Here is a 13,074-nt window from a genome sequence, read left to right as displayed (position 1 = left end):
GGCTCTGCCTCGCGCTCCGGGATATTTGTGGACAGATGAAGGGCGGATCCGGTTTTTTACTTAACCGCGTCCGCGTTTTTCGAACCGGGGCAGCATGGCGCTGAAATCCATACCCAAGCCGTTTTCGTTTTCCACGAATTGGGCATACAGGTCGGTCGCAACGCGCCCCATGGGTGTGTCTGCATCGGCGCTATCAGCGGCCTGTTGGCTAAGGCGCAAATCCTTGAGCATCAGCTCTGCCGCAAATCCCGGTCGATAGTCGTTGTCAGCAGGGCTTTCCGGGCCGACGCGGGGCGCGGGGCAATAAGCGTTCATGGTCCAACTGTAGCCTGACGACGTGCTGACCACGTCGAACATTTTTTGCCGGTCCAGACCCAGTTTGTCGGCCAGCGCAAAGGCCTCGCAGGTGGCGATCATGGTGACACCCAGGATCATGTTGTTGCAAATCTTGGCGGCTTGACCAGCGCCGGAATCCCCGCAATGAACAGCCTTTTGGCCCATGATCTCGAACAGCGAGGCGGCTTTGGCAAACGCGGCGTCCGAACCTCCGGCCATGAAGGTCAGCGTACCTGCCGCTGCACCGCCGATCCCGCCCGAAACCGGAGCGTCAACGGGCAGCAAATCCGCCGCCAATGCCTGTTTGGCGACGGCGCGTGCACTGTCCACATCGACGGTTGAGCAATCGATAAAGGCTGCGCCATCTTGCATTACCGGAATGATCTCATCAGCCACAGCGCGCAGGATCTGGCCGTTGGGAAGCATAGTGATAACCACGTCCGCACCGGATGCAGCCTCTGCCCCTGAACCGGCGAGAGTGACACCTTCGACGGTTACGTTGGCCATGTCAAAGCCACTAACCTGATGCCCGGCTTTTGCAAGATTGGCCGCCATCGGCGCACCCATATTTCCCAGCCCAATGAACCCGATTTTCATCGCTTACTCCTTTGGAAAAGTCAGTGCATCCGATCCCAGCGGTTGCAGCATGTTCGAGACCGCAGCATCGGGGGCGCCTGTGTCAGCGTACTGCCAATGGGGATTGCGATCTTTGTCGATAATCTGGGCGCGGATGCCTTCAAGAAGGTCGCCCTGTTCCATCGCCCGGTAGGTAAACCTGTATTCCAGATCCAGCGCCTTGCGCAGGGTTGGTTCAGATGCGCGCAGGCGGCGTAAAATTTCAATCGTGCAGGCCATTGATAGCGGCGAATTGCGGTCCAGCTTGCGTATCACATCTGCCGAGAACTCTGAGTCAGCATTTTGCAGGCTGCTTCGCATGTCGGCGAAGGTTTCGCAGCCAAAGCACAGATCGATCTCTGCTTTTCGTTTGGTGAGTGACCCGGTTGGTGGTGTCTGTGCGTGTCGCACTAAGATTTCGGCCCGTCCCGAGGCTTCGAGTTGTTCGATCAGGTCAGGCCATTCCGCCTGCGGGATGTAATGGTCTGCGAACCCAGCCAAAATGGCGTCTGCCGGTCCCATACGATGCCCCGTGGTGCCGAGGTATTCGCCCAAATGGCCAGGCGCCCGCGCCAGCATGTACGATCCGCCGACATCCGGCACCAAACCAATCGAGCATTCAGGCATCGCAATCTGCGAAGTTTCCCCGACAATGCGATGACTGCCGTGGCACCCGATGCCGACACCGCCGCCCATGGTGAAGCCTTGCAGAAAGCTGATCACCGGTTTGGGATATTCGAAAATCATCGCGTTCATGCGGTATTCGTCGCGCCAGAACCTGCGGCCATAGGCATAGTCGCCTTTGGTGCCTGTCTCATAAAGCTCGGCGATATCGCCCCCCGAACAAAATGCCCTGTCGCCCTCGGCATCCAGAATGATCAGGTCAACCTCGTCATCTTCGCGCCAGTTGCGCAACGCGGTGTCGATACCCAGGCACATGTCATAGCTGAGCGCATTCAGGGCTTTGGGGCGCGTCAGGGTGATGCGTCCGGCGCGACCGGTGATGCGGATGTCAATATCTGGCATGGGGTCCTCAGCGCTGGGTCAGCATCTGCCGCGCTACGATCACGCGCATGATCTCATTCGTGCCTTCCAATATCTGATGCACCCGCAAGTCTCGCACAAGCTTTTCGATGCCGTAATCTGCAAGATAGCCGTAACCGCCATGCAATTGCAGGCATTGGTCCACAATCTTTGATCCGGTTTCGGTCACGAATTTCTTTGCCATGGCGCAGAACTTGGTGGCGTCCGGTGCGCCCTGATCCAGCTTCCACGCCGCCTGCCGCAGAAAGGTGCGGGCCGCCTGAAGTTCGATCTCCATATCCGCAATGCGGAATTGCAGCGCCTGAAACTGATCGATCGACTGACCAAAGGCTTTGCGTTCGGACATGTATTGCAGGGTCATGTCCAGCCCGTTTTGCGCAGCCCCCAAGGAACAGGAGGCGATGTTCAGGCGGCCGCCGTCCAGACCCATCATTGCATATTTGAACCCGTCGCCTTCGATCCCTACCAGATTGTCAGAAGGTATCTTGCAATCGTCAAACTGAACCTGCGCTGTCGGTTGGCTTTTCCAGCCCATTTTCTGTTCCAGCGCACCAAAGCTAAGGCCCGGTGTGCCGTCTTCGACATATACGGTCGAGATACCTTTGGGGCCATCCTGGCCCGTGCGGACCATGCAGACATAGGCATCAGAATACCCGCCGCCCGAGATGAACGCCTTAGTTCCGTTCAGCGTATATCCTTCGTTGGTCCGTTCCGCGCGCGTTTTCAGCGCTGCGGCGTCAGAGCCGGAACCAGGTTCAGTCAGGCAATAGCTGAGAATAGTGTTGAGGCTCAGAACATCCGGCATGATCCGGGATTTCAGTTCATCGCTGGCAAAGCTGTCCAGCATCTTGGCGCACATGTTGTGGATCGACAGAAACGCCGCGACCGAGGGGCAGGCCATCGAAAGCGCCTCGAACACCAGTGTTGCGTCCAGACGTGTCAAACCAGAACCGCCGGCCTGTTCCGAAACATATAGGCCGCCGAACCCCAGTTCACCGATTTGGGGCCACAGGTCTTTAGGAATGGTTCCTTCGGCCTCCCACTGGCGGGCGAAAGGGGCGATGTGCTCCTGTCCAAAGGCGTGCGCCATATCGAATATGGCTGTCTGTTCCTCGGTCAGCGTGAAATCCATGGCTGGTGGTTCCTGTTTTCTACAGAATTGAACAAGCGTTTTATTCTTCAATCCTTACAGAAATTTTTCAGCTGTCGCAAATACTGACACCCTCAGAGGTCGGAGTGAAATTCCTCGATCAGGTGTTCAACGACCGCTTTGCCTGGATCGCGTCCGCTGGCAATAGCTTCGGCATGGACGCGGCGTTGGCGCGTGGCCGAAGTGCCGGTTTCCGCGATCTGACGTAATCGGGCGAGTTCTGTCATCGTACCCAGTGCCTCGGCATCTTCGGCCAGCATCCCCATCAATTCACCAATCAGTTCGGCCATCGGCTTGATCGAACGATCACCGAAATCAATGAGACCTTCGCCAACCCCATACCGTTGGGCGCGCCAGCGGTTTTCATCAATCAGGAAACGGTCATATTGCCGCCAACGCAGATTGCGCGCCTTCAGGCGGCACAGCATACGTGTCAGCGCCTGCGTGAGCGCGGCGAGCGACAGAGTATGTTCCAGCCTTGGCTGAACATCCATGATCCGAGTTTCCAGTGTTGGAAATCGATGGGATGGTCGCAGGTCCCACCAGATTTTCGTCGTGTCTTCGATCACGCCAAGCTCGACCAGCGCACCGGTGGTCCGCTCATATTCAGACCAGCCTGTAAAGACGGGTGGCAATCCGGTGCGGGGCAGGTTGTCAAAGACGGTCAGGCGATACGACGACAATCCGGTGTCCTCTCCGTTCCAATAGGGGGATGAGGTCGAGAGCGCCAGCAGGTGAGGCAGAAAATAGGATAGTTGCGGCATCAGATCGGCCCGCAGCGCCTGATCCTCGACCCCCACATGCACATGCATCCCGCAGATCAGCATACGGCGCGCCACGCCGCCTAGTGCGTGTTGCAGCGCGTCATAGCGTTCCTTGCGGGTGTGGTGTTGGTCTTTCCAGTTGGCGAAGGGGTGGCAGGACACGGCGATGGGTGCCAGATTGTAGTCTGCCGCGCGCTTGGCGACGCAGGATCGCAGGCGTTTCAGGTCTTCGCGGGCGCTTTTGATTGTCGCATGGGGGCGTGTGCCGACTTCAATCTGACATTGCAGAAATTCCGGGCTGACCTGACCCTGAAAGTCTGCCTGACAGGCGTCCATTAACGCTTCGGGCGCTTCGGCGAGTTGAAGACTGTCGCGATCGACCAGCAAGTACTCTTCTTCGATGCCCAGCGTAAATTCCTGCTGCATGGCGTCCCTCGTCATTCCAATTCAATCAGTGAATACGGAAATTTACGTTTTGCCAAGCGTTTGGCTCCGATCCGCTTGCGAAGGAAGGCCAAGCAGCGGTAAGGAACGCCAACGCAGATCAATTCGGAGCTTGCCGCGTGAAACCCAGAAAATTCCCACGGATCAACGCTGCCCTCGACCGGTTTGGCGTAAAACTGATCGATAAAGTGACCGAGCGGGATGAGCGTGCGAGGCTGGAAGCCTTTGAACAGGCCGGAGGGTTGGAGCGTACGGCTTATGCCCTGTCTCCGGGGATGGCCAAGTTCGATATCGGCGACTTGGTTCGGGAGTATAACGAACACCGCGACGCTCTGGAGGCATTGAAAGATCCCGAACGAAATCAAACCGGCTATCGGATTGGCAATGGATACTACGACAGCCCGGACGCAGACGCGCTATACCTGATGATCCGACGGTTTCGGCCAAAGCGGGTGATCGAAGTCGGGTGCGGCAATTCCACCCGCGTCACACGGCAGGCGATCATCGATGGGGGTCTTGAGACGCAGATAACCGCGATCGATCCATATCCGCGTGCCGATATCGCGCATGTGGTGGATAAGTTCGAACAAAAGCGTCTGGAAGACGTTGACCCGGCCTTGTTCGATCAGCTTGAGGCCGGTGATGTTCTGTTTATCGATTCAAGCCATGTTGTTCGGATGAGCAATGACGTCGCTCATCTGTTTTGCCGGATCATTCCGGCTCTGAAACCGGGCGTGGTGATCCATGTGCATGACGTTTTCTTGCCCTACGAGTACCCCAAGCGGTTCTTCTATGACTGCCCTGGTTGGGGAGAGCAGTACATGCTGCACGCTTTATTGCAATCCGGTGGGTTTTCAATGCTTTGGCCGGGGTATTTCCTGCAGCGTGCTCGTCCGGATGCGGTCCAGGCATTGCCATTTCTCAACGAAGGTCGGGCGCAAAGCATTTGGGTGCAGATCAAACAAGATTGATCAAAATGTGATCCGCTGCCGCCCCAATGGCGTACCCCTTTCCATAACAAGCTGGAGAGGAGTAGACAGCCATGTTTCGCCGTACATTTTTGGGTGCCGCCGCCGCGTTAGCCTTTGCGATGCCGCTCAAGGCTCAGGCCGCGGATATTGTTGACACCGCCGTGTCCGCCGGATCGTTCAACACTCTGGTCGCGGCTGTGCAGGCCGCCGATCTGGTGGATACCTTGAAAGGTGATGGGCCGTTTACGGTTTTCGCGCCCACGGATGAGGCGTTCGCCGCATTGCCGGAAGGCACCGTCGAGAGCCTTCTGTTGCCCGAGAACAAGGATCAACTGGTGTCGATCCTGACTTACCACGTAGTGCCAGCCAAGCTGATGTCAGGCGACATTGCGGGTAAACGCGCCAAGGTTTTGACTGTTCAGGGCGACCGCCTTTCGGTTAACGCCAAGAACGGTGTCAAGGTGAACGACGCCAAAGTCGTGCAAGCCGATATCGAGGCAAGCAACGGTGTGATCCACGTGGTCGACACGGTTATCCTGCCTGAATAATTCCCGAACCCCCTCAGAACAAAGCCCCGGTCAATCTGGCCGGGGCTTTTGATTCGAAACCAGATCGTATCAGACCAGACGCACCTGCGTTCCGACCTGAACCAGAGGATACAGTTCCTCGACATGCTGATTGTAGAGGCCGATACACCCGGACGAGCTTTGCCGCCCGATTTTCCGCGTATCGTGGGTGCCATGCACAAGATAAGCGGGCCAGCCCAGATACATCGCGCGCGTGCCCAACGGATTGCCGGGATCACCGCCTTCCATCCGAACGGGCAGCGATGGGTCGCGCTCCCGCATCGAGGCCGTGGGGGTCCAGCTTGGATATTCGGTTTTACGCACCACTTTGGTATAGCCGCGCTTGGTCAGTTCTTCGCTCATCGGCACCGAACTTGGGTACAATTTATAGGTGCCGTCAGGCCCCCAGTAATGCACCGCGCGGCTGGTGATATCGGCCAGCAAACAGCCAACGCCCAACTCGTCGAAGTGATCCTGCCAGTTCTGTTGCGAGAAGGACGACACGTTGCGTCGTACCGGCAGCTGTGTGCTTATCGCTTCTTCGTCCTGGGGAAAGGCATCTACGCTTTGTGCCCGCACAAGGGCAGGGGTGGCCAGCAGAGACGCGGCCCCCAATAGGGCTGAGCGGCGGGTAATACGGGATTGGGACAAGGGTGCCTCCGGGGTGAAGTGAACTGCTCGGGCTGTTGATTGGCCGGTAAAATATGGGTGAATGCCCGATTTTTCCAGAGGGGTGCTGGTGAATTTCTTGTGAGATGGGGTCTGACGGCCATAATCACCCGACAGAAAAACCCGACCCTGTGAGGGGCCGGGCTTTCTTTGACGATGTGGGCTGAAAGATCAGTCCATCGCTTTGAAGTTGAACTCGCCACCTTCCTTGATGCCCGACGGCCAGCGAGAGGTGACAGTTTTGGTTCGCGTGTAAAATTTGAAACTGTCGGGGCCGTGCTGGTTCAGATCGCCGAACATGGATTTCTTCCAGCCGCCAAAGGTGTGATAGGCCAGTGGCACAGGGATCGGCACGTTAATACCGACCATGCCAATATTGATCCGGCTTGCGAAGTCGCGCGCGGTATCTCCGTCGCGGGTGAAAATCGCGGTGCCGTTGCCGTATTCGTGGTCCATCGCCAGCTTCAGCGCCTCTTCGTACGATCCGGCGCGGACGGTGGACAGGACAGGGCCAAAGATCTCTTGTTTATAGATATCCATATCCGGGGTCACGTGATCGAACAGGTGTGGGCCGACAAAGAAGCCGTCCTCATAGCCTTGCAGGCTGAAATCGCGGTTGTCGACGACCAGCTTCGCGCCTTGTTCCACGCCCGAATTGATCAGGCCCAGAATACGCTCTTTCGATGCTGCGGTTACGACCGGCCCCATGTCCACATCATCGCCGGCAGTGTAGGGGCCGACTTTCAGCTTTTCGACGCGAGGGATCAGCTTTTCTATTAGGGCGTCGGCGGTTTCCTCGCCAACTGGCACCGCGACCGAGATCGCCATGCAGCGTTCGCCAGCCGCGCCAAAACCTGCACCGACCAGCGCATCCGCAGCCTGATCCATATCGGCATCCGGCATCACGATCATATGGTTCTTGGCTCCGCCAAAACACTGGGCACGTTTACCATTCGCGGTTGCACGCGAATAGATGTATTGCGCGATAGGGGTCGAGCCGACAAACGACACGCCCTGAATGATCTCGCTGTCCAGCAGGGTATCCACGGCCTCTTTGTCGCCATTTACCACCTGGAAAACACCTTTGGGCAGACCGGCTTCGACAAACAACTCGGCCAGCATCAGCGGAACCGACGGATCGCGTTCAGAGGGTTTTAGAACCACCGCATTGCCGCAGGCAAGTGCCGGACCAACGTGCCAAAGCGGCATCATGGCTGGAAAGTTGAACGGCATGATCGACGCGACAACACCCAGCGGCTGACGCATGGAATACATGTCGATGCCAGGACCGGCGCTGTCGGTGAATTCGCCTTTCAGCATTTGCGGCGCTCCGATGCAGTATTCGATAACTTCCAGACCGCGCTGCAAATCCCCCTTGGCGTCGGGGATTGTCTTGCCGTGTTCGCGGCTCAGCGCCTCGGCCAGCTTGTCCATGTCGCGGTTGATCAGGCCAACCATCGCCATCATGACACGCGCACGTTTTTGTGGGTTAGTTGCGCCCCATGCGACCTGAGCCTCGGCGGCTTGCTCAATGGCGGCCGTGGTTTCGTCGGCACTGGCCATTGGGCATTTGTACTGAACTTCGCCCGTTGCCGGGTTAAAAACATCGTCAAAGCGACCGGACGTTCCAGCCACCATTGCGCCGTTTATAAAGTGGGTCAGGTCATTCATGGCAAACTCCTTGGATGGATTCGAGCGCAGAATAGACTTGCAAAAATCCCGCGAACAGAGGCAATGTTTCAAAAGAGCTTTGCAAAAATGCAAAGAGGGTAAGATGACTCCGAACTGGGATGATATGCGAGTGTTCCTTGCGATTGCGCGCGAGGAAAGTCTTTCAGCGGCGGGGCGGGTATTGAAAATCGATCCTGCTACAGTGGGCCGCCGGATTGCCAGACTTGAGGCATCGCTGGACGCGGTGTTGTTTACTAAATCGCAGCAGGGCTATGTGCTGACCGCCGCCGGTGAGCGCTTGATGGATCACGGTCTGCAAGCAGAGGAAGCCATGCGTTCGGCGGCGGGTGCTGTCACCGGGTCTACCAAATCTCTGAGCGGGCAGATCAGGATTGGCGCACCTGATGGTTCTGCGAACTATCTGTTGCCGCAGGTTTGCGCACGCATCAGCGATACCAACCCTGATCTGGATATCCAGATCCTGGCCTTGCCCCGGGTCATCAACCTATCGCGGCGCGAGGCTGACATGGCCGTTACGGTCAGCGCGCCGACTGCAGGCAGGTTGTTGGTTCAGAAAATCTCGGACTATCGTTTGCACCTTGTCGCCGCGCAGGATTACCTTGACCGAAATACGCCGATCCGTTCGATCGATGATCTGAAAGAACATCGCATGATCGGATATATCCCTGATATGATCTTTGACCGGGAACTGGATTACCTGAGCGACATTGGCATTGACCGTGTCGCGCTTGCATCGAATTCGGTGTCGGTTCAATTGCGGCAGGTATCCTTAGGTACGGGCGTCTGCGTGGCCCATGACTTTACCTTACCGTTTCACCCTCAATTGCGGAAAATCCTGCCGGATCAGGTCAGTTTGACCCGCAGTTTCTATCTCGTGCGTCATCAGGGGGACCAGCGAAACGAGCGCCTGAACCGCTTTGCCGAGGCGCTGACCCTGGGTATGCGTGAAGAGGTCGCACGGCTTGAAGCGTGCAGTGCATCTTGACAGGTTCAAATATTCCGGCAACGCTTTGAAAAACAGTACGTTCTTTCGGAGGTTTTTATATGCTTGTTCAGGCCATTCTAAAGTCCAAGACCGATGGCACTGTGATGACGGTAGAACCAACGGCAACCGTTTCCGACGCAGCCAAGATACTCGGCGAAAAGCGGATCGGTACAGTCATCGTCTCTGACGACGGGGGGCAGACAGCATTGGGCATTCTATCGGAACGTGACATTGTCCGCGAACTTGCTCAAAGCGGAAGTGGCTGTCTTTCGAAGCCTGTCAGCACCTACATGACCCGCGATCTGGTCACTGCCACCCGTCAGGATTCGGTCGAGGCGGTTCTGTCGCAGATGACCGAAGGGCGGTTTCGCCACATGCCGATTGTGGAAGATGGCAAGCTGGTTGGCATCGTGACTTTGGGCGATGTGGTAAAGGCGCAGCTAACAGAACTGGCGATGGAAAAAGACGCGCTGGAAGGCATGATTATGGGCCACTAAGGGTCGGGCACGACCGAACCGCCTCTTGCGCCTGCAGCGAAGTTATGTTTGCTTGCGCAGAAATTTTGTTGCGCAGGAGCCTCATATGCGCGTTGGATTATATCCCGGAACTTTCGACCCGATCACGCTGGGTCATATCGATATTATCCGCCGGGCCTCGGCTTTGGTGGACAAGCTGGTAATCGGTGTTGCGATCAACCGGGACAAAGGGCCTTTGTTTTCGCTTGAAGAGCGCGTGGCCATGATCGAGGCCGAATGCGCACATCTGACCGAACAGACCGGTACCGAGATCGTGGCCCATCCGTTCGAAAACCTTCTGATCGATTGTGCCCGCGACGTGGGTGCTCAGATCATTGTGCGTGGTTTGCGCGCGGTTGCGGATTTTGAATATGAATTCCAGATGGTTGGTATGAACCGCGCGCTGGACAATTCGATCGAGACTGTCTTTCTGATGGCCGAGGCGCGACATCAGGCAATTGCGTCGAAACTGGTCAAGGAAATCGCACGCCTCAACGGGGATGTGTCGAAATTTGTCACGTCACGCGTCGATACGGCGCTGCGCGAAAGACTGGGTTAGCAGCTTAGCGCCAGAAGGCCAGCCAATCGAGGAAATCGTAGAGTTTCTTTCCCAGAAACAACAAATGTTCGGTGCCGACCAATGCGACGTCCAGCATCACACCCCCGAGGATGAGAATCCCAAGCCATATGGCGATTTTATTGGTCATCGGTTGCCCTGAACGAAAATGCCCGCCCAGATAACCTGAGCGGGCATGAGTGTACAAGCGGTGTGCGAAGGCTCAGTTAAGACGACCCATCGCAACGGCAACATCGGCCATGCGGACCGAGAAACCCCATTCATTATCGTACCATGCCAGAACACGAACCATGCGGTTGTCAACAACACGGGTCTGGTCAGGCGCGAAGATCGAGCTTTCTTCGGTGTGGTTGAAATCGGTGGACACCAGCGGTGCAGGCTCATAGCCAAGAACGCGCTGCAGCGGTCCTTTGGCGGCCTCTTCAACGATGGCGTTCACTTCTTCGACGGTTACATCGCGCGATGCGCGGAACGACAGATCTACGGCCGATACATTCGGGGTCGGCACGCGGATGGCGGACCCGTCCAGACGGCCTTTGAGGTTCGGCAGCACTTCGCCCAACGCGGCAGCGGCCCCGGTCGAGGTCGGGATCATCGACATGGCAGCAGCACGGGCGCGGTACAGATCGCTGTGACGGCGGTCCAGCGTCGGCTGGTCGCCGGTATAGGCGTGGATCGTGGTCATGATGCCGTGTTCGATGCCGACACCTTCGTCCAGAACTTTGGCAAGCGGAGCCAGGCAGTTCGTGGTGCAGGAGCCGTTTGAGACCATGTTGTCATTGGCGGTCAGGGTGTTGTGGTTGACACCAAAGACGATGGTTTTGTCGACGTTCTTGCCGGGGGCTGACAGCAGAACCTTTCCTGCACCACGCTCAAGATGAGTTTTCGCTTTGAGGCCATCGTTGAACTTGCCGGTGCATTCCAGAACGACGTCGCAACCGTCCCAATCCAACTCGTTCATGTCGTAGGTCGAAAACATCTCCATCGGGCCGCGGCCGAGATCCATGGTGTTGCCATTGATCGAGATATCGCGCGGGAAACGTCCGTGGATGCTGTCATATTTCAGCAGATGCGCCGAAGTCTCAAGCGGTCCGGTCGCGTTGACCTTTATCACTTCGATGTCGTTGCGGGCCGAGGCCGCGATGTGCGACAGGGTACAGCGGCCAATACGGCCAAAACCATTGATACCGACCTTGATGGTCATATGACGTCTCCAAATCCGCTTGCGTTGCAGGCCATATAGCCGCGAATGTGGAATCTCAAAAGGGCAAAAACGGCATATTTTTAAGGTGTTAGCGCAAACCTGATCCGGTTGCGCTAACGCTTGCGCTAGCCGTTGGATCAGTTAGGGTCCAGTTGCGGCGAATGAAACGAAAGGAAGCGCGATGAGCGGTCTATTGGCCCTGTTGGACGATGTAGCGGGGATCGCCAAGGTTGCAGCCTCATCTGTCGATGACGTCGTCGCCGCCGCAGGAAAAGCAGGGGCCAAGACCGCAGGCGTCATAATTGATGATGCAGCTGTGACGCCTAAATACGTGCAAGGTTTTGCACCGGCACGTGAATTGCCAATCATTTGGCGTATCGCGCGAGGCTCGATCTTCAACAAGATCATCCTGCTATTGCCCGTTGCTCTTTTGCTTGCAAATTTCGCGCCATGGCTGATCACGCCGCTGCTGATGCTGGGCGGTTCGTATCTGTGTTTCGAGGGGGCAGAAAAGATATTTCACGTGCTGTTTCCGCACGGTAGCCACGCAATTGATGAAGATATGAAGATCCGGGATCCTGGGCACCTGGAAGAACAGAAGGTCAAGGGTGCGATCAAAACTGATTTCATCCTGTCGGCTGAGATCATGACGATCGCTCTGGCGGCGATTGAAGCTCCGAATCTGTGGATGCAGGCTGCGACACTTGCTGTTGTCGGGATCGGGGTGACAGTCGCTGTTTACGGCTCGGTAGCTCTGATCGTGAAGATGGATGATGTGGGGCTTTATCTGGCAAAAAATGCACCGACACCAGTGGGACGCGGACTGGGCAGGGGGCTTGTTCGGGCGATGCCGGTTGTGATGAAAGTGCTGTCGATCGTGGGCACGGCTGCGATGCTATGGGTCGGAGGGTCGATCATTATTCACGGATTGGAAGTTCTGGGCTTCGGCTGGTTGGGGCATCACATCCATGATTGGGCCTATGCGCTTGGGCATATGGTTTCGGCGCAATGGGTTGGTGTGGTGGAGTGGATATCCAAAGCCACGATGGATGGGATCTTTGGTCTGATCTGGGGTTTGGTTTTGATTCCGGTTGCTACAAAGGTGATTGGGCCGATCTTCAACAAAGGTCAAAGCCACTAGAATGCAGAATTTCCGCCTTGAAACCGTGATCGATGGACCGCTCATTCGCAAAACTGGATCGCGGGTATCGACCACGGTTTTTTCAGCATTAAGTATCGCTGCAGACGAAGTGCCATTTGATCCACGGCAACTTTTGGGTTTTCTGCATTTTCGCCTCGACACAGCGATGAAGGCGCAAAAGCGAAGTGCTTGGGTCGGAGGGCGCCTTTATAATGCTTTGACAGGTCAGTCGGCGACGTACATCCCCCTTTCCGGTAGCCATCTGCGTCAGGTTCTTTCGAGTATCGGGCTGCAAGCGCCTGAACGGGTTGCTGTGCAGGGTCGGTATGAGTTGCGACTGGATTACGCTTTAAAAGCCTATCGAGCGCTGAATTCGAAGGTTGAAGCCTTATCCAAATGAA

The 13,074-nt window shown here is 56.6% G+C and carries 15 protein-coding genes; 7 read left to right on the top strand and 8 right to left on the bottom strand.

The window, feature by feature from the left end; genetic code table 11:
• Window positions 1–60: 60 nt before the first annotated feature.
• From mmsB to ACR0FG_RS06500, 4 genes are all read right to left on the bottom strand, one after another.
• Window positions 61–933, bottom strand: coding sequence for a 3-hydroxyisobutyrate dehydrogenase (mmsB, locus tag ACR0FG_RS06515; protein ID WP_480891245.1), 873 nt, complete (start codon window positions 931–933; stop codon window positions 61–63).
• A gap of 3 nt (window positions 934–936) precedes the next feature.
• Entirely contained in the window at window positions 937–1,977 is a 1,041-nt protein-coding gene (locus ACR0FG_RS06510) for an enoyl-CoA hydratase/isomerase family protein (RefSeq protein ID WP_480891244.1), read from the bottom strand.
• A 7-nt stretch (window positions 1,978–1,984) separates the two neighbouring features.
• Window positions 1,985–3,127, bottom strand: coding sequence for an acyl-CoA dehydrogenase family protein (locus ACR0FG_RS06505; protein ID WP_480891242.1), 1,143 nt, complete (start codon window positions 3,125–3,127; stop codon window positions 1,985–1,987).
• Between the two features lie 92 nt (window positions 3,128–3,219).
• On the bottom strand, window positions 3,220–4,335 hold the full coding sequence (locus ACR0FG_RS06500) for a carboxylate-amine ligase (RefSeq protein ID WP_480891240.1): 1,116 nt from the start codon (window positions 4,333–4,335) through the stop codon (window positions 3,220–3,222).
• Window positions 4,336–4,472: 137 nt separating this feature from the next.
• Between ACR0FG_RS06500 and ACR0FG_RS06495 the strand changes: the two genes are divergently transcribed.
• A complete protein-coding gene (locus ACR0FG_RS06495) occupies window positions 4,473–5,324 on the top strand; it encodes a class I SAM-dependent methyltransferase (protein WP_480891238.1) in 852 nt (283 codons plus the stop codon).
• Window positions 5,325–5,395: 71 nt separating this feature from the next.
• Window positions 5,396–5,872, top strand: coding sequence for a fasciclin domain-containing protein (locus ACR0FG_RS06490; protein ID WP_480891236.1), 477 nt, complete (start codon window positions 5,396–5,398; stop codon window positions 5,870–5,872).
• Between the two features lie 69 nt (window positions 5,873–5,941).
• Here ACR0FG_RS06490 and ACR0FG_RS06485 read toward each other — a convergent pair whose 3' ends face one another.
• Both ACR0FG_RS06485 and ACR0FG_RS06480 read right to left on the bottom strand, forming a co-directional pair.
• Window positions 5,942–6,541 (bottom strand): L,D-transpeptidase, encoded by a 600-nt coding sequence (locus tag ACR0FG_RS06485; protein WP_480891234.1) that lies wholly within the window; start codon window positions 6,539–6,541, stop codon window positions 5,942–5,944.
• 189 nt (window positions 6,542–6,730) lie between these two features.
• A complete protein-coding gene (locus ACR0FG_RS06480) occupies window positions 6,731–8,230 on the bottom strand; it encodes a CoA-acylating methylmalonate-semialdehyde dehydrogenase (RefSeq protein WP_170711409.1) in 1,500 nt (499 codons plus the stop codon).
• Between the two features lie 103 nt (window positions 8,231–8,333).
• On the opposite strand from ACR0FG_RS06480, the gene ACR0FG_RS06475 reads away from it, so the two are divergent.
• The 3 genes from ACR0FG_RS06475 (at window position 8,334) to coaD (ending at window position 10,310) form a co-directional block, all read left to right on the top strand.
• Window positions 8,334–9,236 carry a LysR family transcriptional regulator gene (locus tag ACR0FG_RS06475; RefSeq protein WP_170711410.1) on the top strand — a complete coding sequence of 301 codons (903 nt, stop codon included), beginning with the start codon at window positions 8,334–8,336 and terminating at the stop codon, window positions 9,234–9,236.
• Window positions 9,237–9,295: 59 nt separating this feature from the next.
• Entirely contained in the window at window positions 9,296–9,733 is a 438-nt protein-coding gene (locus ACR0FG_RS06470) for a CBS domain-containing protein (RefSeq protein ID WP_480891231.1), read from the top strand.
• 85 nt (window positions 9,734–9,818) lie between these two features.
• Entirely contained in the window at window positions 9,819–10,310 is a 492-nt protein-coding gene (coaD, locus tag ACR0FG_RS06465) for a pantetheine-phosphate adenylyltransferase (protein WP_170711412.1), read from the top strand.
• A 4-nt stretch (window positions 10,311–10,314) separates the two neighbouring features.
• Here the strand turns inward: coaD and ACR0FG_RS06460 are convergent, their stop codons facing one another.
• On the bottom strand, window positions 10,315–10,458 hold the full coding sequence (locus ACR0FG_RS06460; RefSeq protein ID WP_480891228.1) for a hypothetical protein: 144 nt from the start codon (window positions 10,456–10,458) through the stop codon (window positions 10,315–10,317).
• Window positions 10,459–10,530: 72 nt separating this feature from the next.
• Window positions 10,531–11,532, bottom strand: a complete 1,002-nt coding sequence (gene gap / locus ACR0FG_RS06455) for a type I glyceraldehyde-3-phosphate dehydrogenase (protein WP_480891226.1) — start codon at window positions 11,530–11,532, stop codon at window positions 10,531–10,533.
• A 181-nt stretch (window positions 11,533–11,713) separates the two neighbouring features.
• Here gap and ACR0FG_RS06450 point away from each other — a divergent pair, with 181 nt between their 5' ends.
• Entirely contained in the window at window positions 11,714–12,673 is a 960-nt protein-coding gene (locus ACR0FG_RS06450; RefSeq protein WP_170711414.1) for a DUF808 domain-containing protein, read from the top strand.
• A gap of 1 nt (window position 12,674) precedes the next feature.
• Window positions 12,675–13,073 (top strand): hypothetical protein, encoded by a 399-nt coding sequence (locus ACR0FG_RS06445; protein ID WP_480891224.1) that lies wholly within the window; start codon window positions 12,675–12,677, stop codon window positions 13,071–13,073.
• Window position 13,074: the final 1 nt, after the last annotated feature.

It is taken from the genome of Ruegeria sp. E1, from assembly GCF_056534225.1.
This window is presented reverse-complemented; position numbering and strand designations above follow the sequence as displayed.

Bases quoted from the DNA above. Each gene is read 5' to 3' on its own strand.
- ACR0FG_RS06490 (WP_480891236.1), top strand. From the start codon at position 5,396: ATGTTTCGCCGTACATTTTTGGGTGCCGCCGCCGCGTTAGCCTTTGCG.
- coaD (WP_170711412.1), top strand. From the start codon at position 9,819: ATGCGCGTTGGATTATATCCCGGAACTTTCGACCCGATCACGCTGGGT.
- ACR0FG_RS06505 (WP_480891242.1), bottom strand. From the start codon at position 3,127: ATGGATTTCACGCTGACCGAGGAACAGACAGCCATATTCGATATGGCG.
- ACR0FG_RS06500 (WP_480891240.1), bottom strand. From the start codon at position 4,335: ATGCAGCAGGAATTTACGCTGGGCATCGAAGAAGAGTACTTGCTGGTC.
- mmsB (WP_480891245.1), bottom strand. From the start codon at position 933: ATGAAAATCGGGTTCATTGGGCTGGGAAATATGGGTGCGCCGATGGCG.
- ACR0FG_RS06470 (WP_480891231.1), top strand. From the start codon at position 9,296: ATGCTTGTTCAGGCCATTCTAAAGTCCAAGACCGATGGCACTGTGATG.
- ACR0FG_RS06480 (WP_170711409.1), bottom strand. From the start codon at position 8,230: ATGAATGACCTGACCCACTTTATAAACGGCGCAATGGTGGCTGGAACG.
- ACR0FG_RS06450 (WP_170711414.1), top strand. From the start codon at position 11,714: ATGAGCGGTCTATTGGCCCTGTTGGACGATGTAGCGGGGATCGCCAAG.
- ACR0FG_RS06445 (WP_480891224.1), top strand. From the start codon at position 12,675: ATGCAGAATTTCCGCCTTGAAACCGTGATCGATGGACCGCTCATTCGC.
- ACR0FG_RS06510 (WP_480891244.1), bottom strand. From the start codon at position 1,977: ATGCCAGATATTGACATCCGCATCACCGGTCGCGCCGGACGCATCACC.
- ACR0FG_RS06460 (WP_480891228.1), bottom strand. From the start codon at position 10,458: ATGACCAATAAAATCGCCATATGGCTTGGGATTCTCATCCTCGGGGGT.
- ACR0FG_RS06475 (WP_170711410.1), top strand. From the start codon at position 8,334: ATGACTCCGAACTGGGATGATATGCGAGTGTTCCTTGCGATTGCGCGC.
- gap (WP_480891226.1), bottom strand. From the start codon at position 11,532: ATGACCATCAAGGTCGGTATCAATGGTTTTGGCCGTATTGGCCGCTGT.